This window comes from Nonomuraea endophytica, from assembly GCF_014203235.1.
In the GTDB taxonomy this organism is placed as follows: Bacteria; Actinomycetota; Actinomycetes; order Streptosporangiales; family Streptosporangiaceae; genus Nonomuraea; species Nonomuraea endophytica.
In genome coordinates this window covers 1-22516 of the sequence record NZ_JACHIN010000028.1, presented here as the reverse complement: position 1 = coordinate 22516, position 22516 = coordinate 1, and the positions used below count along the sequence as shown (strand labels likewise).

General features: G+C 72.7%; 23 protein-coding genes. 12 read left to right on the top strand and 11 right to left on the bottom strand.

What is annotated here, in order from left to right:
• The first annotated feature begins 50 nt into the window (after positions 1-50).
• Genes HNR40_RS51640 through HNR40_RS51630 form a run of 3 tightly spaced genes read left to right on the top strand, consistent with a single transcriptional unit; the run spans position 51 to position 2550 of the window.
• The gene (locus tag HNR40_RS51640; protein ID WP_184975858.1) at positions 51-788 is read left to right on the top strand and encodes a LytR/AlgR family response regulator transcription factor; all 738 of its coding nucleotides are present in this window, start codon (positions 51-53) and stop codon (positions 786-788) included.
• Positions 785-1087: a hypothetical protein gene (locus HNR40_RS51635; RefSeq protein WP_184975855.1), complete on the top strand. Its 303-nt coding sequence runs from the start codon at positions 785-787 to the stop codon at positions 1085-1087. Before HNR40_RS51640 ends, HNR40_RS51635 begins: the two co-directional genes overlap by 4 nt.
• Positions 1084-2550, top strand: coding sequence for a sodium:solute symporter family transporter (locus HNR40_RS51630; RefSeq protein ID WP_312896866.1), 1467 nt, complete (start codon positions 1084-1086; stop codon positions 2548-2550). The genes HNR40_RS51635 and HNR40_RS51630 overlap by 4 nt, the downstream gene beginning before the upstream one ends.
• Positions 2551-2867: 317 nt before the next feature.
• On the opposite strand, the gene HNR40_RS51625 is transcribed toward HNR40_RS51630, so the two are convergent.
• Positions 2868-3719, bottom strand: a complete 852-nt coding sequence (locus HNR40_RS51625; protein ID WP_184975852.1) for an NAD(P)-dependent oxidoreductase — start codon at positions 3717-3719, stop codon at positions 2868-2870.
• 90 nt (positions 3720-3809) lie between these two features.
• On the opposite strand from HNR40_RS51625, the gene HNR40_RS51620 reads away from it, so the two are divergent.
• The 3 genes from HNR40_RS51620 (at position 3810) to HNR40_RS51610 (ending at position 6376) form a co-directional block, all read left to right on the top strand.
• Complete coding sequence (locus tag HNR40_RS51620; protein WP_184975849.1) at positions 3810-4385, top strand: TetR/AcrR family transcriptional regulator; 576 nt, start codon at positions 3810-3812, stop codon at positions 4383-4385.
• Between the two features lie 153 nt (positions 4386-4538).
• Positions 4539-5699 (top strand): sensor histidine kinase, encoded by a 1161-nt coding sequence (locus tag HNR40_RS51615; RefSeq protein ID WP_184975846.1) that lies wholly within the window; start codon positions 4539-4541, stop codon positions 5697-5699.
• On the top strand, positions 5696-6376 hold the full coding sequence (locus HNR40_RS51610) for a response regulator (protein ID WP_184975843.1): 681 nt from the start codon (positions 5696-5698) through the stop codon (positions 6374-6376). Before HNR40_RS51615 ends, HNR40_RS51610 begins: the two co-directional genes overlap by 4 nt.
• Before the next feature lie 51 nt (positions 6377-6427).
• On the opposite strand, the gene HNR40_RS51605 is transcribed toward HNR40_RS51610, so the two are convergent.
• On the bottom strand, positions 6428-7306 hold the full coding sequence (locus HNR40_RS51605) for a phytanoyl-CoA dioxygenase family protein (protein ID WP_184975840.1): 879 nt from the start codon (positions 7304-7306) through the stop codon (positions 6428-6430).
• An 84-nt stretch (positions 7307-7390) separates the two neighbouring features.
• On the opposite strand from HNR40_RS51605, the gene HNR40_RS51600 reads away from it, so the two are divergent.
• On the top strand, positions 7391-8227 hold the full coding sequence (locus HNR40_RS51600; RefSeq protein WP_184975837.1) for a helix-turn-helix domain-containing protein: 837 nt from the start codon (positions 7391-7393) through the stop codon (positions 8225-8227).
• Positions 8228-8295: 68 nt separating this feature from the next.
• Here HNR40_RS51600 and HNR40_RS51595 read toward each other — a convergent pair whose 3' ends face one another.
• Entirely contained in the window at positions 8296-8961 is a 666-nt protein-coding gene (locus HNR40_RS51595) for a sensor domain-containing protein (protein ID WP_184975834.1), read from the bottom strand.
• Positions 8962-9099: 138 nt separating this feature from the next.
• Between HNR40_RS51595 and HNR40_RS51590 the strand changes: the two genes are divergently transcribed.
• On the top strand, positions 9100-9615 hold the full coding sequence (locus HNR40_RS51590) for a DoxX family protein (protein ID WP_184975831.1): 516 nt from the start codon (positions 9100-9102) through the stop codon (positions 9613-9615).
• Positions 9616-9697: 82 nt separating this feature from the next.
• Here HNR40_RS51590 and HNR40_RS51585 read toward each other — a convergent pair whose 3' ends face one another.
• Positions 9698-10324 (bottom strand): FMN-binding negative transcriptional regulator, encoded by a 627-nt coding sequence (locus HNR40_RS51585; protein WP_184975828.1) that lies wholly within the window; start codon positions 10322-10324, stop codon positions 9698-9700.
• Positions 10325-10361: 37 nt separating this feature from the next.
• Here HNR40_RS51585 and HNR40_RS51580 point away from each other — a divergent pair, with 37 nt between their 5' ends.
• Positions 10362-11690 (top strand): aminotransferase class I/II-fold pyridoxal phosphate-dependent enzyme, encoded by a 1329-nt coding sequence (locus HNR40_RS51580; protein ID WP_312896865.1) that lies wholly within the window; start codon positions 10362-10364, stop codon positions 11688-11690.
• Positions 11691-11699: 9 nt separating this feature from the next.
• Here HNR40_RS51580 and HNR40_RS51575 read toward each other — a convergent pair whose 3' ends face one another.
• The 4 genes from HNR40_RS51575 to ureA are packed head-to-tail and all read right to left on the bottom strand — an operon-like array spanning position 11700 to position 16802.
• Entirely contained in the window at positions 11700-13307 is a 1608-nt protein-coding gene (locus HNR40_RS51575; protein ID WP_184975825.1) for an amidohydrolase, read from the bottom strand.
• Positions 13307-14584, bottom strand: a complete 1278-nt coding sequence (locus tag HNR40_RS51570; protein ID WP_184975822.1) for an MFS transporter — start codon at positions 14582-14584, stop codon at positions 13307-13309. The genes HNR40_RS51575 and HNR40_RS51570 overlap by 1 nt, the downstream gene beginning before the upstream one ends.
• An 11-nt stretch (positions 14585-14595) precedes the next feature.
• Positions 14596-16242 (bottom strand): urease subunit alpha, encoded by a 1647-nt coding sequence (locus HNR40_RS51565; RefSeq protein WP_184975819.1) that lies wholly within the window; start codon positions 16240-16242, stop codon positions 14596-14598.
• Positions 16239-16802, bottom strand: coding sequence for an urease subunit gamma (ureA, locus tag HNR40_RS56960; protein WP_184975816.1), 564 nt, complete (start codon positions 16800-16802; stop codon positions 16239-16241). Before ureA ends, HNR40_RS51565 begins: the two co-directional genes overlap by 4 nt.
• Before the next feature lie 89 nt (positions 16803-16891).
• Here ureA and HNR40_RS51555 point away from each other — a divergent pair, with 89 nt between their 5' ends.
• The gene (locus tag HNR40_RS51555; RefSeq protein WP_221341872.1) at positions 16892-18094 is read left to right on the top strand and encodes a PucR family transcriptional regulator; all 1203 of its coding nucleotides are present in this window, start codon (positions 16892-16894) and stop codon (positions 18092-18094) included.
• A gap of 1 nt (position 18095) precedes the next feature.
• Here the strand turns inward: HNR40_RS51555 and HNR40_RS51550 are convergent, their stop codons facing one another.
• Positions 18096-18284 carry a hypothetical protein gene (locus HNR40_RS51550; protein WP_184975810.1) on the bottom strand — a complete coding sequence of 63 codons (189 nt, stop codon included), beginning with the start codon at positions 18282-18284 and terminating at the stop codon, positions 18096-18098.
• 61 nt (positions 18285-18345) lie between these two features.
• On the opposite strand from HNR40_RS51550, the gene HNR40_RS51545 reads away from it, so the two are divergent.
• Entirely contained in the window at positions 18346-19395 is a 1050-nt protein-coding gene (locus HNR40_RS51545) for a LacI family DNA-binding transcriptional regulator (protein ID WP_184975807.1), read from the top strand.
• Here the strand turns inward: HNR40_RS51545 and HNR40_RS51540 are convergent.
• Positions 19392-20237 carry a deoxyribonuclease IV gene (locus HNR40_RS51540; RefSeq protein WP_184975804.1) on the bottom strand — a complete coding sequence of 282 codons (846 nt, stop codon included), beginning with the start codon at positions 20235-20237 and terminating at the stop codon, positions 19392-19394. The genes HNR40_RS51545 and HNR40_RS51540 overlap by 4 nt on opposite strands.
• Positions 20238-20305: 68 nt before the next feature.
• A complete protein-coding gene (locus tag HNR40_RS51535) occupies positions 20306-21799 on the bottom strand; it encodes a PucR family transcriptional regulator (protein WP_184975801.1) in 1494 nt (497 codons plus the stop codon).
• Between the two features lie 131 nt (positions 21800-21930).
• On the opposite strand from HNR40_RS51535, the gene uraD reads away from it, so the two are divergent.
• Positions 21931-22428, top strand: coding sequence for a 2-oxo-4-hydroxy-4-carboxy-5-ureidoimidazoline decarboxylase (uraD, locus tag HNR40_RS51530; RefSeq protein ID WP_184975797.1), 498 nt, complete (start codon positions 21931-21933; stop codon positions 22426-22428).
• The last annotated feature ends 88 nt before the right edge of the window (positions 22429-22516 follow it).

Genomic DNA, 22516 nt, shown 5'->3' with positions numbered 1-22516 from the left:
CGTAGGCGTGTCGCTTGTGAGCTGGGCGTTCTTGCGGCAGCGTGGACGGCATGCTACGCGTTCTGGCCGTTGACGACGAGGTGCCCGCTCTCGAGGAACTGGCCTATCTGCTGCGCCGCGACAGCAGGGTGGAGCAGGTCCTCACCGCAGCCGACGGGGTCTCGGCGCTGCAGGACATGGTGCAGATGATCGGTGCGGGGGAGCGGCTCGACGGCGTCTTCCTCGACATCCGCATGCCCGGCCTCGACGGGCTCGACCTGGCCCGGCTCATCGGCGGGTTCCCCAGCCCGCCGCGCCTGGTGTTCGTCACCGCGCACGACGACTGCGCCGTGCAGGCCTTCGAGCTGCAGGCGGTCGACTACCTGCTCAAACCGGTGCGCGCCGACCGGCTGGCCGAAGCGGTGCGCAGGCTGGAGGCGGTCGCCGCGCCGCCCGACGACTGCGGTCTCGACGACGTCATCCCCGTGGAGCTCGGCGGGCGCACCAGGTTCGTGCCGCAGCAGGCCGTCTGGTTCGCCGAGGCCAAGGGCGACTACGTCCGGTTGCACACCGTCGACGGCAGCTACCTCGTGCGCATGTCCCTGGCCGCGCTCGAACGCCGCTGGGCCGGGGTCGGCTTCATCCGCGTGCACCGCAGCACGCTCGTCTCCGCCCGCCACGTCAGCGAGCTGCGTTTCGAGGGCGGCAAGGTGACGCTCACCGTCGGCACGGAGACGCTGCCCGTCAGCCGCCGCCACACCAGGCAGGTGCGCGAGCAGCTCGTCAACCAGCATCGGCTTGCGCAGTGACCGCGCGCCGCGTGCTGGTCGAACGTCGTCCCGTCGCGGTCGGGCGGCTGGATGCGGCGCCGCCCGCCGACGTCTCCCGTGACGCGGAGACGCGGGCGGCCATGCGCCGGCAGCTCTCGGCGGGCGCCTTCACCGCGGGGGCCGGGCTGGCCGTGCTGGTCGGCGCGCCGGTGCTGGCCGCCGGGATCGCCGACGTGCGCTGGTGGGTGGCGCTGTCGGTGGGGGTCCAGCCGGTGTGGGTGCTGCTGGCCGTACGCCATCTGCGGCATGCCGAGCAGGCCGAACGAGCGGGACCGTGACCGTCGCGGCGCTGGCCGGGATCGCCGTCGTGCTCGTCCTCGCCGTGATCATGGGCACCGTCCGCCCGCGCCGCTACACCAGCGTGGCGGAGTTCTACGTGGCGGCGCGGGCGGTGCGGCCGTTGCGCAACGGCGCGGCCATCGGCGCCGAGTTCACCGGCGCCGCCGTCTGCCTGGGGCTGGCCGGGCTCATCGCCACGCACGGTGCGCCCATGCTGTGGTACCCGGTGGGCGCGGCGGCGGGGTTCGTGGTCGTGCTGGCGCTGGTGGTCGCGCCCCTGCGCAGGTCCGGGACGTTCACGCTGCCCGACTTCGCGGAATGGCGGCTGGGTTCGGCGCGGCTGCGGCGCTTCACCACGTGCTGGGTGCTGGGGATCGGGCTGTTGTTCCTCGTGGCGCAGTTCCAGGCGGCCGGGATCGTCACGCGGATGCTGACCGGGCTGCCGCCGTGGGCCGGTTGGGCGGCGGTCGCCGGCACCGCCGCCGGTGTGGCGCTGGCCGGTGGCATGGGCAGCGTCACGAGCGTGCAGGCCTCGCAGTTCTGGGTGAAGCTGGTCGCCTTCCTCGGTGTGGGGCTGCTGCTGTGGTGCACGTGGCACTGCGGTCAGCTGCCCCCCGCCGAAGGGCTTTCCGGCGGGTACGGCTCTGGCGACCAGTCGCTGGCCGGTGTGCTGACGGTGTTGCTGGCCTGCGCGCTCGGGACCATGGGGCTGCCGCACGTCGTGGTCCGGGTCTACGCGGCCCCGGACGGGCGCGGGGCGCGCCGGTCGATCGTGGCGGCGCAGGTGCTGCTCGGGGTGTTCGCCGTGGTGCCCCCTTTATATGGAGTTCTGGGGAACGTGCATTTTCCCGGGGCGGGGGGCGAGGAGGTCGTGCTGCTGATGCCGTCCCGGATGTTGCCCGGCGTCGTCGGGAACATGCTGACCGGGGTCCTGTCGGCCGGCGCCTTCGCGGCGTTCCTCGCGACGTCGTGCGGGGTGCTCGGGGCGGTGTCGGGGGCGGTGTCGGCGTGTGTGGCGCGGCCGGGGGTGCGCTCGTTCCGTGCCTCGCTGGCGGGGGTGACCGTGGCCGCCCTGGTCCTGACCGCGACGAGCGGTCCCGTGGGATCGGTGGCGCTGGTGCTCGCCGCCTTCAGCCTGTCGGCGGCCACGTTCTGCCCGCTGCTGGTGCTGGGCATCTGGTGGCGGCGGCTGACCCCCGCGGGCGCCGTCGCGGGGTTCGCGGCGGGTGGGGGCTTGACGGCGGTGCTTGTGGGGCTGGAATGGGTGGGCGTGAAGCCGTTCGTCCCGCCGGCCGTCGGGGTGCCGCTGGCTTTCGCCGTGATGGTCATGATTTCCCTGCTCACCCCCGGTCGGATCCCGGCCGGGGTGGCGGCCATGATGGCGCGGATGCACCTTCCCGAGCCGGCCGCGGGCCCCTTGATCGACCGTTCGTCGCGCGAGGGTGACCGCTCACCCTCTTGACACGCTCCGTATATCGATGACTACAGACCGTTCAACGAGCTGTCCGTAAACGGGGTTTCGCCCACAAGATCGCAACCGTAGTGTTGCCCGCATCGAAGCCGCACCGCCGCATCGGGGGGGACGAGCCGAAAGGCTCACACAGGCCTGATGTGGCGGTTTCACCGGTGACCACGAGGTCGCCACGGCGGTCGGGCCCTCGACCGGGGGGTGGGGCCCGCCAGCCGGAGTGTGGGGGGCGTCCGCTGAAGCCGCGGAAATCGGACCGCGATCCGGCCTAACGGGGGCGGCCGGGTCGCGCGAGCGGACGCCCCCTCACATCACGACGTCAGGACGTCGGTGAGCCGGGTGAGACTGTCCTGGCCATGACCGGCGGCGATACCCCGGCGGAAGGTGTCCAGGATGGCCCGCGGGATCGCCCCGTCCACCCCCGCCGCCTCGGCCGTGCGCACCACGTGCTCCAGGCTCGCCGCCGCCATCGCGAGGTTCTCCATGTCCCCGGAGTGGTCGCCCGCGTCGATCCTCGGCGCGTAGAGCTCCACGAAGTACCCGAAGTCCAGCGACTTGACCGCGTGCTCCCGGAACTGCCGCGCCGACACCCCGTGCGCCCGCGCCATCGCCTGGCCGTGCAGGTAGCCCACGAGCCCGGTCCAGAACATGTCGATGCCGATCTGGTAGTAGAGGGCGGCCAGGCCGGGGTCCTCGCCCAGGTAGTCGACTTCGGTCAGCACTTCGAGGGCGGCCCGGTGGGTCTCAATGGCGTCGGCGGGGCCGCTGTAGTACGTCGAGACGCCGGGCGTGCCGATGCCGGGCGGCGGCGTCTGCACGCCGCCGGTGATCTGCGTCCCGCCGTGCGAGGCCACCCACTCCGCCGCCGTCCGCGCGTTGGCGGGCGTGTCGGAGGTCAGATTGACCACGGTACGGCCGGCCAGCGCCTGCGGCACCTGCTCCAGAATGGCGTGGACGGCGTCATAGCCGGTCAGGCTCAGCACCACGAGCTCGTTGGCCTTGAGCGCCGCCTCCACGCCCGGGGCCAGGTGCGCGCCGCGGGCGACCAGGTCGTCGGCCTTGCGTGCGGTGCGGTTCCAGACGGTGACGTCGTAGCCCTTGTCCAGGTAGGCGGTGGCCATCGCGTGCCCCATGGGGCCGAGGCCGATGACGGTGACGGACATGCGTCCTCCCTAAAATGAACGTTCTATCTAGTGAGACGGGACTGTAGCACGCCACTAGAATGAACGCTCTATCCAATAGAATGCGGAGCCATGAAGACCAAGGAGCGCATCGTCCGCACCACCGCCCGCCTGATGCAGCGGCAGGGGTACGCGGCCACGGGGCTCAAGCAGATCTCCCAGGAGGCCGAGGCCACGCTCGGCTCCGTCTACCACTTCTTCCCCGGAGGCAAGACGGAGCTGGCCATCGCGGCCGTGCGGCACGGCGGCCAGGAGTTCGCCGACATGCTGCGGGAGGCGCTGGAGCGCGAGGACGACCCGGCCGTGGCGATCGCCGCCTGCGCCGACGAACTGGCGGAGGGACTGCGCGCCTCCCAGTGGCTGGACGGCTGCCCCATCGTCATCACCGCCCTGGAGAGCACCGGCCGGGCCCCCGACATCCAGCGCGCCGCGGAGGAGGAGTTCGCCGCGTGGCGGGAACTGGTCGGCGCCAGGCTGCGCCGCAGCGGGTTGCCCGAAGAGATCGCCTACGAGCTCGCGCACACAGTGATCAGCACGCTGGAGGGCGCCGAGATGGCCGCCCAGGTCGCCGAGAGCGAGGAACCCCTGCGCATCGCCGGCCGCCACCTCGCCCGCCTCATCACCTCATACCGGTCGTCACAAGCGTGATCAGCGAATACCACCACCAACCTTGACCAAAGCTCAGGGAAGCGCCTGCTCATCGGCGGGGTTCGTGGCGGGGGACCGCTCGCCGCTGGCTATCCTGTGGCAGGTCGAGCCAGGTACGGCTCCCCACCACGAGCCCACCGGAAGGCGACGACCGTGACAGCCTCCCAGCGCCGGAGCACCTGGCCGGCGACGACGGTGGTGGCGCACGCGGTCCTGGGTCTCCTGACGGTGATCATCCTGGTGGGCGCCAGGTATCTCGGCGCGAACCTGTGGCAGCTCCTCGTCGTCGCCGGTGCCGCCGTCCTGCTCCACGTGGGCGCGGTCATGGTCAATCGACGCCCGTGGGTGGGCTACACGATCGGCGCGCTGGCCATGCTCGTCCTGGTGACGATGCCCTTCCCGGGCTGGTCACCGGGCATGCTGCCGTCGGCCGCCTGCTTCCCCTACATGTTGTGGCGGCTGACCGGCCTGGTCCCGGTCAGGTCGTCGCTGGTCGCGCTGGCCGTCGCGCTGCTCGGGATCGTGCTCAACGAGGTGGTGGCGTGGGACCGGCTGCCGTCGGACATCGCCGGTTGGACCCGCCTGATCGAGGGCGGGCTGCTGGTGCTGGTGGTCGTCGGCGTGTGGCTGGCCGCCCTGCTGGTACGCCGCAGGCGCGAGGCCAGCCGGCGAGCGGAGAGCGTACGCCTGGCCGAGGCGGTCGCGGACGAGCGGGCCAGCATCCGCCGCGACCTGCACGACGTGATCGCCCACACGGTCACCGTCATGGTCGCGCGGATCGAGGCCGCGGCGGTGACGACGGCGGATCCGGCGACCCGCCGCGAACTCGGCGACATCGCCGAGGCCGGCCGGGACGCCCACCAGGGTCTGCGGGCGATGCTGGCCACGCTGGGCCCGGCCACCGTGCCGCCGCGCGGAGAGGTCCCGATCTCGCTGGACGCCCTCCCCGACCTCGTGGCCTCGGCCGCGAGCCCGCTCCACGCGGTGACGTTCGCGGAGGTGGGCGAGCGACGGCCGCTGAGCCTGAGCGCCGAGGTCGCGGCGGTCCGTACCGTGCAGGAAGGCATCACCAACGCGCTGCGCCACCTCGAACCACCGGTCGAGGTGACCGTCCACCTGCGCTGGACCCCGGCCGAGCTGGTGGTGGAGGTACGCGACGACGGCGGCAAGGCGCGGCGCGAGGCCGGCAGCCACGGCACCGGCCTGCTGGGAATCGAGGAACGTGTGCGTACCGCGGGCGGCACCCTGTCGATCGACGACGGGCACGACGGCTGGGCGCTGCGAGCGCGGCTCCCCACGAAGGAGGGCGCATGATCCGCGTCATGCTCGTCGACGACCAGGAGCTGCTGCGGGCCTCGCTCCGCACGGTGCTGTCGGCCGACGAGCGCATCGAGGTCACCCACGACGTCGCGAACGGCGCCGACGCGATCGAGGTCGTCCGGCGCCACCGCCTCGACGTGGTGCTGATGGACATCCGCATGCCGCGCATGGACGGCGTCGCCGCCACGGCGGAGATCGTCAGGATCGCACCGGCGACCCGGGTCCTCATGCTGACCACGTTCGACGCCGACGAACTGGTCGTGGCCGCCATCCGGGCCGGCGCGAGCGGCTACCTGACCAAGGACGTCCGCCCCGCCGCCCTGGCCCAGGCCGTCTGTGACGTCGCCTCCGGGACGTCGGCGCTGGCCCCGGGGGTGGCCGCGACGATCCTCGATCTGGTACGGCAGGTGCCGATGCGCAGGACGGCGGCCCTGGACGGCCTCACCCCGCGCGAGGTCGAGATCTTCGGCCTGCTCGCCCGCGGCAGATCCAACAGCGAGATCCGCGCGGAACTGGTGCTGAGCGAGAACACGGTCAAGTCGCACGTCCGGGCCGTCCTGCAGAAGCTGAACCTGCGCGACCGCGTGCACGCCGTGATCTACGCCTACGAGAACGGGCTCGTCGCCCGCCACGAGTTCCATCCCGAGGGGTGGTCCCGCATCACTCCGTAGGGTGACGCCCGGCCTGGATTCGGCATGCCGGCGATGGCGGAGAGCTGACCCTCAGAGGCCGTCGTTCGTGTCCCAGTGGTTCTGCCAGCGCGGGTCGATGACCTCGGTGGCCGACTGGTAGCGGATGTCGGTGGACAGGCGGACCAGCCCCTCCGGGTCCACGTTGTCCAGGGAGGCGTGGACGATGTGCGCGCCGTGGACCATCATGTCGCCCGCCCGGAAACCGGTGACGAGCCAGCGGGCGTCGTACTCCTCGGCCAGCGCGGGCAGGTCCGCGGTGATCGAGGCGGCGGGCCGCCGGAGCGTGCCCGCGGCCTCCTCGGCCAGGACCCGGTGGTGGCTGCCCTCCAGGTAGATGAGCGGCCCGCGCTCGATCGGGCAGTCGCCGAGCGGGATCCACGAGGACAGCACCTTGTCGGTGCCCTCGCGCAGGTAGACGAGGTCGTAGTGGGCCTGGGTGGCGGTGCCGACACCCGACTCGCCGGGCACGATGTGCCGGATCAGCTTCCTGCGGTGCAGATGCACCTCCTCGGTGTCCAGCAGCCACCGGTAGAAGCCGGCGATCCGGGGGTGGCGGCACAACGCCTCGTACTCGGCGCCGGGGACGATGTCGCCGAACAGCACCCGGCGCATCCGCGCCCGGTCGAGCCCGCCGCGGGCGGCCCGGCCGAGCCGGGGGTCGCTGCCCGGCTCAGTGACGCCCGTCCCCTCAAGCGCCGCGAAGTAGTGGCGGCGGAACTCCAGGATCTCCGCACGGTCGAGGAAACCCGGCAGGAACAGGTAGCCGTCGCGGGCCAGCCGGTGCCGCAGCGCGGCCCGGTCGTGGCGTTCGGAGTCGCGGACGGGCTCAAGCCGGCCGAGCCGCCGCGGGCTCGAATCGAGGCGGTAGCCGTTCGAGGTGAGGACATCTGTCGATGCCGGCGCGGTCATGACCCCATGGTCAGGCACCGGTAGCCGTGCATGATATGCAGTGATTTCGGATCCATTTGCACTTTTGTCGGGGAGTTGGGTGGGATGTCGGAGCAGATCGCCCACTACCGGACCCCGCCCGAAGGCGCCCGCGCCCTCGGCCTGGCCGTCACCGGAGCCGGCACGATCCGGGGCCAGGACCGCCCCCGCACCCGGCAGGCGCTGACCGGGTACGCCGGGGTCCTGGTCACCGCGGGCACCGGGCACTTCGTCCTGCACGACCGCCCCGGACGGCACCGGGTCGGGCCCGGCACCTTCTTCTGGCTCCCACCCGGAGTCCTGCACACGTACGGGCCATCGGGCGGGACCTGGGACGAGCACTGGGTGCTGTTCGAAGGACCGAGCACCGGCGGCTACGAGAACCTCGGCTACCTCGGCGGGGGAGTGGCGGCCGTGGAGGTGACCGACCCCGCCGCGGTGGCGGCGGCGATGACCCGGCTGGTCGAGCTGACCGGACGGGCCGCCTCCCTCCCCGACCACGTCGAACTCGGCGCCGCGCTCCACACGGTGATCCACGCCGTCGGCCCCGGACACGGCCTCTCGGCGGACCGGGCCCCGGCCTCGCCGCTGGGCCACCGGGCGATCGCCCTGCTCACCGCCGACCTGGAACGCCCGGTCAAGGTCGGCGAGGTGGCCAGGGAACTGTCCGTGTCGCGTGACACGCTGATCGCGGCCGTGCGCGCCGTCACCGGTGACACCCCGATCGACTACCTCACCCGGCACCGCCTGGACCGGGCGAAGGTGATGCTCGCCGACACCGGCCTGCCCGTGGGCGCCATCGCCCGAAGGGTCGGTTACGCCGACCACGCCTACTTCACCCGCGTCTTCACCCAGCGGGTGGGAATGTCACCCACGGCCTTCCGCGAGCAAGCCCCGCCATAAAACGGCGGCCCCCCAGATAAAGGCGAGGGCCGCCGCCGCGGATTGCGGCGACGGCCCGGGGAGGGCGCTCACGCGGCGAGCACGCTCTCCTCGTACGGGTGGCGCACCGGCTGCCGCAGCGGAGCCGGGCGGGTGAGCAGCGCCTGGGCCAGGCTCGCCTTGAGCGTCGCGGCGATCCGCACGACCGCCGGGAGCGTCAGCGCGAACATCAGCCCGGCCGCGGTGTTGAAGGCGACGAAGACGCCGTCGCCGTCACCCAGTCCGAGCAGCGCCGGCAGGCCGCCGTCGAGCCCGGGGATCTTGGCCAGCGCCCATCCGTAGATCGGGAAGGTCAGCCCGGCGATCGCCCCTGCCCACCACACGGCCGTCAGGACGAACGACACGATCGCGAACGGCAGCGCCACGATCGCGTGCACCAGGTCGAGGAAGGCCTGGCCGTTCGCGATCGGGGTCATCGCGCGGCGGAACCAGCCCGCGCCCACGGGGGCACGCGGGTACTCGGGCCGGGAAAAGGCCTGGCCGGTGACGCCGGGCAGAGCGGTCCGCTCCGCGTCGGCGAACTTCCTGGCCAGGACCGCGGTCGCGGCGAGCACCGGAAGGCCGACGAAGGCCACGGCGCTGCCCAGACCGGCCGCCACGCCCGCGACGACCAAGACGAAGGCGATGACGGTGACCGGGAAGCCGGCCAGGACATAGCGGGTGTCGGTGGTGATGCGGTGCTGGAGGGTTCTCATGGCACAAGACGCTACGGAGCGGGCTCGGGCCCGACGACCCTGCGTACCGGCGTCGTGGGGGTAGGGCTGTCCCTACCCCCTTGCGCAACCATTGGATAGCTGTACTATCTAATCACTTGCTATCCATGTGGAGGGGTCATGTTTCTCACCGTCATCGTGCTGGTGGTCGCCGTGCTGGGGTTCCGGCTGCTGGGGGCGCTCGGGGTGGGCAGGTTCGCGTCGTGGCCGGTCAGCGCGGCGCACGGGATGGCCGTGCTGCTGGTGGTCACCGCGAGCGCGCACTTCGTACCCTCGGGCTCGCCGCTGCCGATGCCCGGACACGGCGACATGGTGGCGATGGTGCCGCCGTTCGTCCCGTTCCCGAGCGCCGTCGTCTACCTCACCGGTGTGCTGGAGCTGCTCGGCGCCGCCGGGCTCGTGCTCGCCCGTACCCGCTGGGCGGCCGGGTTCGCGCTCGCCGCGCTGTTCGTGGTGATGTTCCCGGCCAACGTCCACGCCGCGCTGGCGGGAGTCTCGTTCGGGGGCGACGAGGCCACGCCGCTGTGGTTCCGCACGCCCGAGCAGGTGCTCTTCATCGCCGTCGCCCTCTGGGCGACCAAGGGAGCCGACCGCACCCTCCTGCCCATCCCACGCCGCCGCCCCGTCGCAGGCTGAGACACGCCTCAGCTGAGGTACGGCTCAGCCGTCCGCGCCGCCGTCCTCGGCTTGGCCGTTCCGTGGCCAGATGGGGTACGGCTCAGCTCTCCGCGCCGGCGGCGAGGTGACGGAGTATCTGGGTCCGTGCCCCGGCGTCGCGGACCTGGTCGCGGGCGGCGAGGTGGCCGGCGACCCGTTCCCGGAGCTCGACCGGCTTCTGGTTGTCGTACTTGAACTTCGCCCGCACCTCGACGACCTCCAGCCGCAGGCCGCGGATGGCCGAGAGCATCTTCTGGTACGGCCCCTCGGTGGCCGACATCGTGCCGTATCCGCCGCCGGGCTGGTGGTGGGCGAGCTGGCGGCGCAGGATCTCGGCCTTGTCCTCCCGCTCGTCCAGGATCTCGGCCCGGCAGAGGAGCTGGACGGCGGCGTAGTAGCTGGTCGGCACGCCGTCCACGGGGGCGCGCCAGGTGGAGGGGATGTAGGCGTAGTCGTCGGCGACGGTCAGCGTCACCTGCGGGTCGGCCTCCAGCGCCGCCCAGATCGGGTTCGGCCTGGCCAGGTGCAGGCACACCTCCCGCTCGCCGTCGAACAGGAAGTGCGAGGGGACGACCATCGGCGGCCCGCCGTCCACCCCGTTGGCCGCCAGCAGGCCGAAGTCGCGCCCGCGCAGCCACTCGTGCCACTCGTCCTCGCTGCGGGCGGTGTCCCAAGGCTGAATCAGCATCTTGAAAATCCCTTTGTACTAATACAAAATAGACTTTGTGCTAGTAAGCTACACGTTTGCCGGCGGGACAGCCAGCGAGATCGCCGCCGGCATCGAGACGGCCGTGGCCGAGGGGGCGCTCCCGCCCGGCGCGCCCCTCCCCACGGTGCGTGAACTCGCCGCCAGGACCGGCGTCAACGCCAACACCGCCGCCTCCGCCTACCGCCTGCTGCGCGAACGCGGCGTCGTGGAGACCGCGGGCCGCCGAGGCTCGCGCATCAGGCCCCGCCCGGCCAGCACCGCCCGCGAGGACATCCGCATCCACGTCCCGCCCGGCGCCCGCGACCTGTCACGCGGCAACCCCGATCCCGCGCTGCTGCCCGACCTCACCGACGCCCTGGCCGCCGCCGCCCGCGCCCACGCCGCCGGCCCCGCCCTGTACGGCACCGCCGACCTCCCCGACCTGGTGGCCCACGCCGCCGCCACCTTCGAGGCCGACGGCATACGCGACGGCGCCCGCCCGGCCGTCACCTCGGGCACCCTGGACGCCGTGGAGCGCGTGCTCACGATGCGCCTGCGCCCCGGCGACGCCGTGGCCGTCGAAGATCCGGGCTGGTCCGCCGCCCTAGATCTCGTCACCGCCCTGGGCCTGCGCCCGGTCCCGGTGCCGGTGGACGACGACGGCCCCGGCGTTGGCGGTCTGGAGCGAGCCCTGGCCACGGGTGTGAGGGCGGTGATCGTCACCGCCCGCGCCCAGAACCCCACCGGAGCGGCCGTCTCCGCCGAGCGCGCCGCCGCCCTGCGCCCCCTGCTGGCCGCGTACCCCCATGTCGTGCTCGTCGAGGACGACCACGCGGCGGGCCTGGCGAACCTGCCCATCCACACGCTGACCGGCACCACGGCCCACTGGATCGTGACCCGCTCCACCGCCAAGTCCCACGGCCCCGACCTGCGCCTGGCCGTCGTCACCGGCGACCCCCAGACCGTCGACCGCCTGCGCGGCCGCCAGCGGCTGGCCGCGGGCTGGGTCAGCCACCTCCTGCAGCGCACCGTCGCCCACCTCTGGCAGACCGGCGCGGTGTCCACCGAGCGTGTCGCCGCCTCCTACACCGCCCGCCGGGAGGCCCTCATCAACGCCCTGGCCGGGCACGGCATCTCCGCCCACGGCCGCAGCGGACTCAACGTCTGGATCCCCGTCGCCGACGAGACCACCGCCATCACCGGCCTGCTCACCCACGGCTGGGCCGCCGCCCCGGGAGCCCGCAACCGCCTGGCCACCCCACCCGCGATCCGCGTCACAGTGGCGGCACTGACACCGCAGGAGATCCCCGAGGTGGCAGCCGCACTGGCCGCCGCCATCCAACCAGCCCAGGGCCGCTACGGCTGACGCCCCGGCTCAGCCGAGGAGGTCGTGAACCAGGTCGCCGCCGATCACCGTGGCCAGCACCGCGATGTCCCCGATGCTCTGTGGCGCCACCGCCAGCAGGTCGTCGGACAGGACCGCGAAGTCGGCCAGCTTGCCCCGCGTCAGGGTCCCCTTGAGGTGCTCGTCGAAGACCGCGTACGCCGAGCCGGAGGTGTAGGCGCGCAGGGCCTGCTCGGCGGTCAGCGCCTCGCCGGGATTGAACGGCCGCCCGCCCGAGGTCCGCTGGTTGACCAGGTCGTGGATGCCGAGCAACGGCGCCCCTTCGACCACCGGGCAGTCGGAGCTGCCGGGCAGCACGATCCCGGCCTCCAGGAACGTACGCTGCCGGTAGCAGCCGGCCGACCGCTCGGGCCCCAGGGCGGCGAGCATGCCGTCGCCGATCTCCGAGATGAACCGTCCCTGCGGCACCGGGATGACGCCGAGCGCCGCGATCCTGGCCACCTGCGCGGGGCTGGTGACGGCGCAGTGCTCGATGCGGTGGCGGGCGTCGGCCCTCGGCCAGCGCGACTGGGCTTCGGCGTAGGCGTCCAGGACCACGTCCACGGCCCGGTCGCCGATGGCGTGCGCGGCCACCTGCCACCCGGCCTGGTGGGCGCGCAGGATGAACGCGTGCAGCGCCTCGGCCTCCTCCTGCAGGAAGCCCCGGTTGCCGGGCTCGCCGGCGTAGTCGCAGCACATGGCGGCGGTACGCCCGATCAGCGAGCCGTCGGAGAAGACCTTCACCGGCCCGAGGCGCAGCCGCTCGTCGCCCAGCCCGGGACGGATGCCGAGATCGAGGCCGAAGCCGTCGCCGACCTCGTGCAGGTTGGGTGAGCCGGGCATCAGGACGGCGCGCTGGAGCAGCAGCCCGCGCCGCAGCGCCTCCTGGAACGCGGCCACGTCGAGCGGCCCGTTCCCGGCCAGCCCCCGGCCGACGCCGGGCTCGGCGAAGCTGGTCAGTCCCTCGGCAGCCGCGACGCGCGAGGCCAGGCCGATGCCCTCCACGAACTCCTCCTGCGCCACCGGCCGCAGCACCCGGTGCGCGAGGTCCTGCGCCTGCTCGGTCAGCAACCCGTCGGGCCGGCCGTCCCGGTCGCGGCCGACCGAGCCGCCGGGCACGTCGGGCACGTCCAGGCCGGGAAAGCCCATCAGCGCGAACGCGGCGGTGCTGGCCACGCCCATGTGGCCGGAGTTGTGCTGCAGCCAGACGGGCCGCCCGCCGGCCGCGCGGTCGAGCGCCTCGCGCTCCGGGTGCGCGCCGAGCTTGTTCTGGTCGTAGCCGGCGCCGCGTACCCACGCCTCGGGAGGCAGTTCGGCCGCGCGGGCGGCCACGAGCGCGTAGAGCTCGTCGAGCGTGCCGACCCGCAGGTCCAGCTCGCGCAACCGCTGGCCGCGCATGCTGAGGTGGTGGTGGGCGTCGTTGAATCCGGGTACGGCCGGCCGCCCGCCCAGGTCGACCACCCGGTCGGCGGTGAGCCCGTCGAGCTCCTCGTCCAGCCCGGCGATGCGGCCGCCGAACACGCCGAGCCGGGAGGCGGTCGGCCGGTCGGGGTCCAGCGTGGTGAAGCGGCCGTTGACGTAGAGCGCGTCGAGGCGCATCACACCTCCACGGGAGCGGGGGCCGGGCGGGTGGCCGAGCGGCGGCTCAGCGCGAGCACGCAGCCCATGGTGAGCAGGATGACGACCAGGTACTGGCCGACGACCGCCCAGATCGTCCCGGTCGAGCTGAGCAGCGCCTGGGCGATCATGGGCGTGGTGCCGCCGATCAGCGCCCCGCACAGCTGGTAGGCCAGCGAGATGCCGGTGTAGCGGACCCGGGCCGGGAAGGCGTCGGCCAGGAAGCCGGCCAGCGCGGCGTACGAGGAACCGCTGAAGACGACGCTCAGGGCCAGGCCGACCGTGGCCCACGCCGGCGAGCCGGTGCCGACCATCAGGAACGTGACCGGCGTGCACACGATCAGCGCGGTGAACGCGATCAGCATGTACTTGGCCGCGCCCATCCGCTGGCCGAGTACCGCGCCGATCGGCTGGGTGACGAACTGGGTGACGGAGACGATCAGCAGCACGTTGAGCATGGTGCTCTTGGTGATGCCCAGGTCGGTGGTGGCCCAGGACAGGATGAAGGTGTTGGTGAAGTAGGCGGAGGCGATGCCGACGCCGCTGGCGCCGATGCCGAGCAGGACGAGCGGCCACGACGTGCGGAAGACCTCGGCGACGGGCAGCTTGACGACCTCGCGCTTCTCGCGCATCCGCACGAACTCCGGCGACTCCTCCACCCGCAGCCGGATGACCAGGCCGACGATGACCAGGACGGCCGACATCAGGAACGGGATCCGCCAGCCGTAGGACAGGAAGGCGTCCTCCGGCATGAGGCTGACCAGGGCGAAAACGCCGGTGGCCAGGATGGATCCGGCGGGGGAGCCCTGCTGGGCGAAGGCGGCGTAGAAGATGCGCTTCGGCCCGGCGTGCTCGGCGGCGATGAGGACGGCGCCGCCCCACTCGCCGCCGACCGCGATGCCCTGCACGAAGCGGAGCGTGGCCAGCAGGATCGGGGCCAGGATGCCGATCGAGGCGTAGGTGGGCAGCACGCCGACCAGCGTGGTGGCGCCGCCCATGAGCAGCAGCGTCGCGACGAGCGTGCCCTTGCGGCCGATGCGGTCGCCGAGGTGGCCGAAGATCACGCCGCCCAGCGGCCTGGCCAGGAAACCCACCCAGAACGTGGCGAAGGACGCCATCACCCCCGCGGTCGGGCTGGCCTCGGGGAAGAACAGCCTGCCGAAGACCAGCGCGGCGGCCGTGCCGTAGATGTAGAAGTCGTACCACTCGATGGAGGTTCCGACGAAGGACGCGATTCCGGCGCCACGGGGATTGCTCATGAGGGGGGTTCCTAGGCGAAGTGGTGGAGTTGGGCCAGCGGCACCTGGGTGGCGGGGTCCATGCTCACCTCGGCGCCGTCCACGAGGACGGGTCCGGGTTCGCGGGGCACCACCACCGACGGCGTCGCGATATTTCGGTACATGTCGGCGCGGGTGAGGCCGCGCGCGTTCTTGATCGCCGCGTATCTGAGGCCGCGGGGTAGCGCGTCCCTGGTGTCGGCGGCGTCGAGGGCGTCGTGGGCCACGAAGATCCGCGACAACTGCGCGGGCGCGTCGCCGAGGCCGCCGAAGTAGTCGCGGTAGACGCGGGGCTGGGTCAGCCGCGTGGAGCCGGACCCGCTGCCGGACACCCCATGGGCGACAAATCCGGACTTGATGACCAGCTCCGGCTTCGCCCCGAACCATGCCGGATGCCACAGCACGATGTCCGCCAGCCGCCCCGGCAGCAGCGTCCCCACCTCGTGCGCCACCCCATGGGCCACCGCCGGATTCACCGTCAGCTTGGCCAGATACCGCAAAAGCCGCTCGTTTCCCGGCCGCGGATCACGCAGTTCGTGCAGGTGGGCGAGTTGCCAGGTGCGGCGGACCGTCTCGGCCACGCGGCCCATGCCCATCGAGTCGGAGTTCACGATGCTGATCGCGCCCAGGTCGTGCAGGACGTTCTCGGCCGCGATGCCGTGCGCCCGCACCCGGCTCCTGGTCACCTCGACGTCGCTGCCGATGTGGTGGTTCTGCCGGTGCACGGTCATCGTCATCGGGAACAGCTCGCCGACCGTGTTCGTCGTGTACGGGATCGTCGGCGTCGTCGAGGACGGCAGCACGTGCGGCTCGCTGAGGATCTCCAGCAGGTCGGGATGCCCGCCACCCCCCTCCACGTGGTACGCGTGCACGGTCCGCCCCCGCGTCGCCGAGATCGTGTCGGCCAGGTAGCCGGACTCGTTCATCGAGTCGGAGTGCAGCGCCACCGGCAGGTCGGCGTCCTCGGCCACACCGAGACAGGTGTCGATGATGCGCGGCGTCGCCCCGAAGTCCTCGTGGATCTTGAACCCGCCGGCGCCCGCCAGCACCGCCTCCTCCAGCAACTGCCGCGAGCTGGACGAGCCGCGGGCCAGGAAGGCGACGTTCAGCGCCGTCCCGCGCCAGGCGGACATGAGCAGGTGCAGGTTGCGCGCCGGGTTCACGCCCACGTCCCACACGCCGCCCAGGCCCATGCCGACCACGGTCGTGACGCCGGAGGCCAGGGCCGCCGGAGCGATCTGCGGGGAGGACAGGTGCACGTGCGAGTCCACGATGCCCGGCGTGGCGATCAGGCCCTCGCCGGGCACGATCGCGGTGTGCGAGTCGATGATCGCGCCCTGGAACGGCACGACCCGCCCGTCCTTGACCCCGATGTGCGTCTTGCGCACCCCGAGCACCGGGTCGATCAGCACCACCCCGGCCACGACCAGGTCCAGCGCCGACTCCCGGTCGCCGCGCGGGCGGGCCAGCAGGCCGTCGCGCAGCGTCTTGCCGCAGCCGCCGAGCAGTTCGTCGCCGTGCGGCACGTCGTCGTGCTCGACCTCGGCCCACAGGCACGTGTCGCCCAGGCGGATCCGGTCGCCGGTGGTGGGGCCGTAGATCGCGTTGTAGGTCTCGCGGTCGATTCCGGGTGTGCTCATGACTCGATCACCTCCACGTCGACGCTCTCGCCGGGGCGGAACGCGGTAGCCGTACCGGCTGGGATGTCCAGGCGCAGGCCGGATGGGTCGCGGTCGAAGGTCAGCGCCGCGTTGACCTCCCCGAGCGGGAAGTGCGAGGAGACGAAGACCGTGCGCGCGCCCTCGTTGGTCACCCGCAGCAGGGAGCGCGGGCGGCCGGGGTTGATCTCGACGGGTTCGGCGGCGGTCCGCACCGCGCCGGGACCGTCCGCGCGGGCCGGGCCGATGGGGGCGTCGACGGCGACGAGCGCGGTGCCGTTCGGGAAGAGCGCCTCGACCTGGACGTGCGTGACGAGCGCGGCGACGCCGTCCATGACGTCGCCCTCGTCCAGTACGGCCTTCGCCCCGGCGATGACCTCCTCCAGGGACAGCCCGTCCCAGGCGAGCTCCAGGATCTCGTCGCAGATGAGGGCGATGGACTCCGGCGCGTTGAGGCGGCGGCCGCGGGCGCGGCGGCGGCGGGCGAGCTCGGCGAGCGTGAAGATGGTGAGCCGCTCCTGCTCACGAGGCGTCAGATGCACGTGCTTCCTCCCTTCCGGCCACCGTAAGGCCAGGTCACGGAGGTGGCCAACGGTGATACGGCGCGTAAACAACGCGTTAGATTGTGCATATGACCAACGATGTCGTCTCGCGGCTCGCCGCGCGATGCCTGAAGGGCTACGACGACCTCATCGACGCCTGGCTGCCCGAGGTGATGGCCATCGAGCCCTACGCGCGCGGGCTGGTGCCGCCGGAGGAGGTGCGGGCGGGGGCGCGGGTGGGGTTCGCGCTGATCCTGCGCGTGCTGGCCGACGGGCGTACCCCGGAGGAGCTCGCGCCGCACTCGGAGGGCATGGGCGAACGGCGGGCCGGGCAGGGCGTGCCCCTGGAGTCGCTGCTGGCCGCGGCGCGGCTGGACGCGAAGGTGCTGTGGCACGGCCTCATCGCCCAGGCGGAACCCGACGACCTGCCCGGCCTGCTGCGCTCGGCGAACCTGGTGTGGGAGGCGGTCGAGCAGCACAACACCGGCCTGATGACCGGCTATCAGCGGGCGGTGCTGGAGATGGGCCGCCAGCGCGAGGACCAGCGGCGCACGTGGTTCGCCCGGCTGCTGGACAACGACGGCCGCAACCCCGACGTGGTGCGCGACGCGGGGCGGGTCCTCGGCTTCGACACCTCGGCCGCCTTCGTCGCCGTCGTCACCGACGGCAGCACGGGCCCGCTCCGCTCCGGCACCCCGCCGGACTCATCGCTGGCCGACCCCGCCGCGGGCGCCTCGCTGCGGGCGGCGGTCTCCACGCTGGCCTTGCTCGGCCTGCGCCTGCACCGCCACGACGCGCCGACCGGCGACATCCTCGTCGTCCAGCTTCCGGCCCGCGCGGGCGGGGCCGAGCGCGTGGTGCTCGACGCGCTGGCGGGCGTCCCCTGTGGCGTCTCGCCCGAGGTGGCGGGCCTGGCGAGAATCCCCCACGCCGTACGGCTGGCCGCCGCGACCGCCCGCGCCGCCGCGCCGGAGGGCGGCCCGGTCCGCCTGGAGGACAGCTGGCTGGAGGTCTTCACCGCCCACAGCCCCGAGCTGTCGGCCGAACTGGCCGCCCGGGTCCTCGGCCCGCTCTACACGGTGGGCGCGGCCGAGCGGGAACGCCTGCTGGAGACGGTCCGCGTGCACCTGGCAGGCGACGGGGCGATCGCCGCCACCGCCGCCGCCCTGTATTGCCACCGCAACACCATCCAGCACCGGTTCGCCCGCTTCAAGGAGCTGACCGGCCGCGACGTCCGCGCCCCCGAGGACGCCGCGGTGATCGCGCTGGCCCTGCGCGCGGCCACGTTCTGACCTACCCGGCCACCGTCCTGGCGGGGGCCGGGTCCAGGTGGTCGGCGGTGCGGCGCAGGGTGCGGGCCAGCCGGACCCTGACGCGTTCGACGTCTCCTCCCGGCTGTCGCGGGGCGTCGGGCAGCGCGGAGCGAAGCCCGTCCTCATACCCCATCGCGGTCTGGTGGGCGAGCACTTGCATGGCATCCATGTTGCCTCCTTAATCCATTAAGAGCTTAACTGATTAAGAAGCCTTTCGCTAGGGTGTGTGGATGACCGAGCGAGTGACCCTGCAGACGATCGCGGACCGCGTGGGCGTCTCGCGCGCCACGGTCTCCTACGCCTTCTCCCGCCCCGACCAGCTCAGCGCCGAGTTGCGCGAACGCATCCTGCGGGTGGCCGAGGAACTCGGGTACGCCGGCCCCAACCCGACCGCGAGATCCCTGAGACTCGGCAGGGCGGGGGCGCTGGGCCTGATCTTCACCGAGACGCTGCCCTACGCCTTCGCCGACCCGTACGCGATCGGCTTCCTGCAGGGGCTGGCCGTCGCGGCCGAGGAGGCCGCGGTCGGGCTGCTCATCCTGCAGCAGCCGCGCGGCGTCGAACGCACCGAGCTGGTGCGCGACGCCGTGGTCGACGCCTTCTGCGTGTTCTCGCTGCCCGACGGGCACGCGGCCCTTGACGCCGTGCTGGCCAGGCGGCTGCCGACGGTGATGGTGGACGAGCCGTTCGTGGAGGGCGTGCCGTTCGTGGGAATCGACGAACTGGCCGCGGCCGGATCGGCCGCGCGGCACCTGCTCGACCTCGGGCACACCCGGGTCGGGCTGGCCGTCGTCGGGCTCCACCAGGACGGCCGGCACGGCTGGGCCGACGTCGGGCGGCAGGAGAGCGCGGTCTTCCAGGCCATGCGCAACCGGGTGCTCGGCTACCGCGCCGCCTTCGAGGCCGGCGGAGTCGACTGGGCGGACGTGCCGGTCTACGAGGTGGTGGGCAACGAGCGTGAGGCGGGCCGCGAGGCCGGGCGGGCGCTGCTGGCCCGCTCACCCCGGCCCACGGCGGTGCTGTGCAACACCGACGTGCTGGCGCTCGGCGTGCTGGACGCGGCGGCGGAGGCGGGCATGAAGGTGCCCGGCGAGCTGTCGGTGGTCGGCTTCTCCGACACCGCCGCCGAGGAGGCGGCCCTCACGTCGGTCAGGCAGCACAGCCAGCTCGCCGGTCAGACGGCCGGTCGGCTGCTCCTGTCGGGCGACCCACGGCCCGAGCGGCTCCTGCTCCCGCACGAACTGCACGTCAGGAACAGCACCGCGCCGCCCCCGTCCTAGCTCGGGGCGTCGCGCAGGTCCTTGAGCGCCTGGATGTCGATGCGATACTCCGGCGGCTTGCCCGGCGTCTCGATGCAGACCGGGACCCCGGCCACGATGTCGTGCCGGAACAGCTCGCCGAAGGCGGCCAGCCCGATCTCGCCCTGGCCGATCTTCTCGTGGCGGTCCTTCTTGGAGCCGCAGACGTCCTTGGAGTCGTTGGCGTGGACCAGCTTCAACCGGCCCGGCGCGATCTTGTGCAGCGCGTCGAGCGTCTCGGTGACCCCGCCCTCCCTGGCCAGGTCGTGCCCGGCGGCGAACGCGTGGCAGGTGTCGAAGCAGATGCCCGCCTTCGGGTGCCAGTCGAGCGCCGCGAGATAGGGCTCCAGGTCCTGGACCGTCGCGCACAACATCGCGCCCTGCCCGGCCATCGGCTCCAGCAGCAGGTCGGGGCCGCCGTCGGGGATCTCGTCCAGCAGCGGCAGCAGGTGCTCGTGCAACTGCGCCATCGCGGCCTCGCGCGGCTGCGTGACCGCCGAGCCGGTGTGCACGACCACGCCCTTGGCTCCCGTCTCGACCCCGCGCCGCAGCGTGTAGCGGGTCAGCTCGACGGAGTTGGCGAGCGTGTCGGGGTTGGGCGAGCCGAAGTTGACCAGGTAGGGGATGTGGATGAAGCTCTCCACTCCCGACTCGGCGAGCTTGGCGTCCTCGTCGGGCTTGCGCTCGGTCAGCGCCCACGAGCGCGGGTTGGTGACGAAGACCTGCATCATCTCGGCGCCGATGTCGGCCATGAACTTCAGGCCGCCGGTGGCCAGGCCGCCCGCGACGGAGACGTGCCCGCCGATGAGTGAAGTGGGAGTCATGATGGGGCCCAGTCTATCGCCGCGCTCCGGCTGTCTCCGTCGCCTTGACCTGTCTTTACGTGCCCCGCCTAGCCCAGCCGGAGCGCCAGGAAGAAGTCCACCCTGTCCTCCAGCCGCGACAGGTCGCGCCCGGTGAGGTCCTGGATGCGCTGGATGCGATAGCGCAGCGTGTTGACGTGAACGTGCAGCAGCTCGGCGCACTTGGTCCACGACCCCGAGCACAGCAGGAACGCCTCCAGCGTGCGCACCAGGTCGGCCCGGTGCACCTGGTCGTAGGAGCGCAGCGGGTCCAGCAGCCGCACCCGGAACATGTGCCGCACGTCGTCGGGCACCGAGGCCAGCAGCAGCACGTGCGTGGCCAGCTCGTCGTGGCCCACGACGGCGTCGGGCTCGGCCCTGCCCTCGGCCATCCGGCGCGCGTAGCGGGCCTCCTCGACCGCGCCGCGCAGGCCCTCCACCTGCGCCTGCCCGCTCACCCCGACCTTGAGCCTGCTGCCGCCCAGCCCGGGAGCCAGCGCCTGTACGGCGTCGCGGACCCGGCCGGTGACGTCCTCGCCGGTCGCCGGCACGAGGGCGATCGTCTCGTCCTCGACGACGCCGATGACGGGGCGCAGGCCGTAGAGGATCTCCTTGACGACCGCCCGCAGCTCGCCGGGGCGCAGGCTGCCGCCCGCCGCGGCGGCGACGGCGACGTAGCCGGACGCCTCGGCCAGGCCGGTCACCTGCAGGCGCGGCAGGATGTCGCTGGGGCGTCCGTCGGTGAGCACGAGCCGGACCAGTTCCTGGCCGATGCGGCCCTCGGGGCTGAGCCGGTCGTCCAGCCGCATGCGCTCCAGCGCGGCGACGGCAGCCAGCTCGGCGGCCAGCGCGAGCCGTTCCTCCGGCCAGTCGTCCATGGAGCCCTCGAAGGCCACGAACCAGTCGGCCACCCGCGAGGTGGTCTGCTCGTCCACGGGGAAGATCGTGTAGCCGCCGCGTACGCAGGGCAGCCGCTTGGCCGTCAGGAACGCCCTGGCCAGCATGGCCGTGTCGGCGGGCGGGTCGGCCCCGGCAACGGTACGGCCGGAGGCGGTCAGCACCCAGCCGCGCATGCCGAGGTCGCGCCCGATCATCTCCATCACGGGGTCGAGCCCGGCGCCGGAGACGAGCTGGCGGTGCCGGTCGAGCACGGCCTTGACGTCGGAGGCCCGCGCGCCCGACAGCCGGCGCACGATGTGCTCGGTCACCTCGGCGAACCCGAGCGCCTGCGGCACGTGGAACAACGGCACCCGGTGCTTCCTGCACGCGGCCACCAGGTCGGCGGGCAGGTCGCCGGAGGCCGCCTCGCACGCGCCCAGCCCCGAGACCCCGGCGGCGGCCAGCGCGGCCACGAACGTCTCGCTGTCGGCGGGGGAGTTGCGCCAGATGAGGCCGGTCAGGACGAGTTCGCCGCCGCTGAGGTAGCGGCCGGGGTGGAGCAGGTCGGTGGTGACGACCCAGCGCAGAGGGCGGTCGAGTTCGTCGTGCCCGACCACGGTCGACAGACCCAGTTCCGGCATCTCCAGCAGCGCGTTGAGTCGCATGCACGGACAGTACCCGCGGGTGCGGCCCGGCAGAACTTGGAGCATGACACGAAAAGTCCTGACCAACCCCTGGAGCAGTTCGGAGTTCTTGCGGATGGACCGGGCACGAGAGCCCTGTGTGTACTTCTGACATGCCGAACCTGCAGACCGTGTCCGGGCTGGCCGACTTCAACGCCCTCAGCCCGGCCGACGCCGAGCGCGAGCTGATGGCCTGCTGCGCCTCGCACGCCTTCGCCAGGACCGTGGCCGCACTCCGGCCCCACCGGGACCTGGCCCAGCTCACCGCCACCGCCGACACCGCGGTGCGCGCGCTGGAGTGGCCCGACGTGCTGGAGGCGCTCGGCGCCCACCCGAGGATCGGGGAGCGCACCACGGAGAAGTGGTCACGTCAGGAACAGGCCGGAGTCGGTGACGACGTGCTGGCCGAACTCGCGCAGGGCAACCGGGACTACGAGGACAGGTTCGGCCACGTGTACCTGATCTGCGCCACCGGGCTGAGCGGCCGCCAGATGCTGGACCGCCTCAACGAGCGCCTGCTCAACGACGAGGAGGCCGAGCGCCGCGTGGTGCGCGACGAGCTCGCCAGGATCACCCGGCTGCGCATGGCGAAGCTGGTGGGCGTGGCATGAGTAGCCCTGTGTCAAGCAGCAGCCGGTTGATCTTGGTTGAGGAGTCGTTGGAGGGCTCTGTGCTGGGTGGGGTCGTAGGCGACGCCGT

What these genes read in the sequence shown, in the direction of transcription:
- HNR40_RS51565 (WP_184975819.1), bottom strand. Translation starts at nt 16,242, where the DNA reads ATGAGCACACCCGGAATCGACCGCGAGACCTACAACGCGATCTACGGC.
- HNR40_RS51620 (WP_184975849.1), top strand. Translation starts at nt 3,810, where the DNA reads ATGAAGACCAAGGAGCGCATCGTCCGCACCACCGCCCGCCTGATGCAG.
- HNR40_RS51535 (WP_184975801.1), bottom strand. Translation starts at nt 21,799, where the DNA reads ATGCGACTCAACGCGCTGCTGGAGATGCCGGAACTGGGTCTGTCGACC.
- HNR40_RS51555 (WP_221341872.1), top strand. Translation starts at nt 16,892, where the DNA reads ATGACCAACGATGTCGTCTCGCGGCTCGCCGCGCGATGCCTGAAGGGC.
- HNR40_RS51625 (WP_184975852.1), bottom strand. Translation starts at nt 3,719, where the DNA reads ATGTCCGTCACCGTCATCGGCCTCGGCCCCATGGGGCACGCGATGGCC.
- HNR40_RS51590 (WP_184975831.1), top strand. Translation starts at nt 9,100, where the DNA reads ATGTTTCTCACCGTCATCGTGCTGGTGGTCGCCGTGCTGGGGTTCCGG.
- HNR40_RS51585 (WP_184975828.1), bottom strand. Translation starts at nt 10,324, where the DNA reads ATGCTGATTCAGCCTTGGGACACCGCCCGCAGCGAGGACGAGTGGCAC.
- HNR40_RS51610 (WP_184975843.1), top strand. Translation starts at nt 5,696, where the DNA reads ATGATCCGCGTCATGCTCGTCGACGACCAGGAGCTGCTGCGGGCCTCG.
- uraD (WP_184975797.1), top strand. Translation starts at nt 21,931, where the DNA reads ATGCCGAACCTGCAGACCGTGTCCGGGCTGGCCGACTTCAACGCCCTC.
- HNR40_RS51550 (WP_184975810.1), bottom strand. Translation starts at nt 18,284, where the DNA reads ATGGATGCCATGCAAGTGCTCGCCCACCAGACCGCGATGGGGTATGAG.
- HNR40_RS51570 (WP_184975822.1), bottom strand. Translation starts at nt 14,584, where the DNA reads ATGAGCAATCCCCGTGGCGCCGGAATCGCGTCCTTCGTCGGAACCTCC.
- HNR40_RS51540 (WP_184975804.1), bottom strand. Translation starts at nt 20,237, where the DNA reads ATGACTCCCACTTCACTCATCGGCGGGCACGTCTCCGTCGCGGGCGGC.
- HNR40_RS51575 (WP_184975825.1), bottom strand. Translation starts at nt 13,307, where the DNA reads ATGCGCCTCGACGCGCTCTACGTCAACGGCCGCTTCACCACGCTGGAC.
- HNR40_RS51545 (WP_184975807.1), top strand. Translation starts at nt 18,346, where the DNA reads ATGACCGAGCGAGTGACCCTGCAGACGATCGCGGACCGCGTGGGCGTC.
- HNR40_RS51640 (WP_184975858.1), top strand. Translation starts at nt 51, where the DNA reads ATGCTACGCGTTCTGGCCGTTGACGACGAGGTGCCCGCTCTCGAGGAA.
- HNR40_RS51605 (WP_184975840.1), bottom strand. Translation starts at nt 7,306, where the DNA reads ATGACCGCGCCGGCATCGACAGATGTCCTCACCTCGAACGGCTACCGC.
- HNR40_RS51595 (WP_184975834.1), bottom strand. Translation starts at nt 8,961, where the DNA reads ATGAGAACCCTCCAGCACCGCATCACCACCGACACCCGCTATGTCCTG.
- HNR40_RS51600 (WP_184975837.1), top strand. Translation starts at nt 7,391, where the DNA reads ATGTCGGAGCAGATCGCCCACTACCGGACCCCGCCCGAAGGCGCCCGC.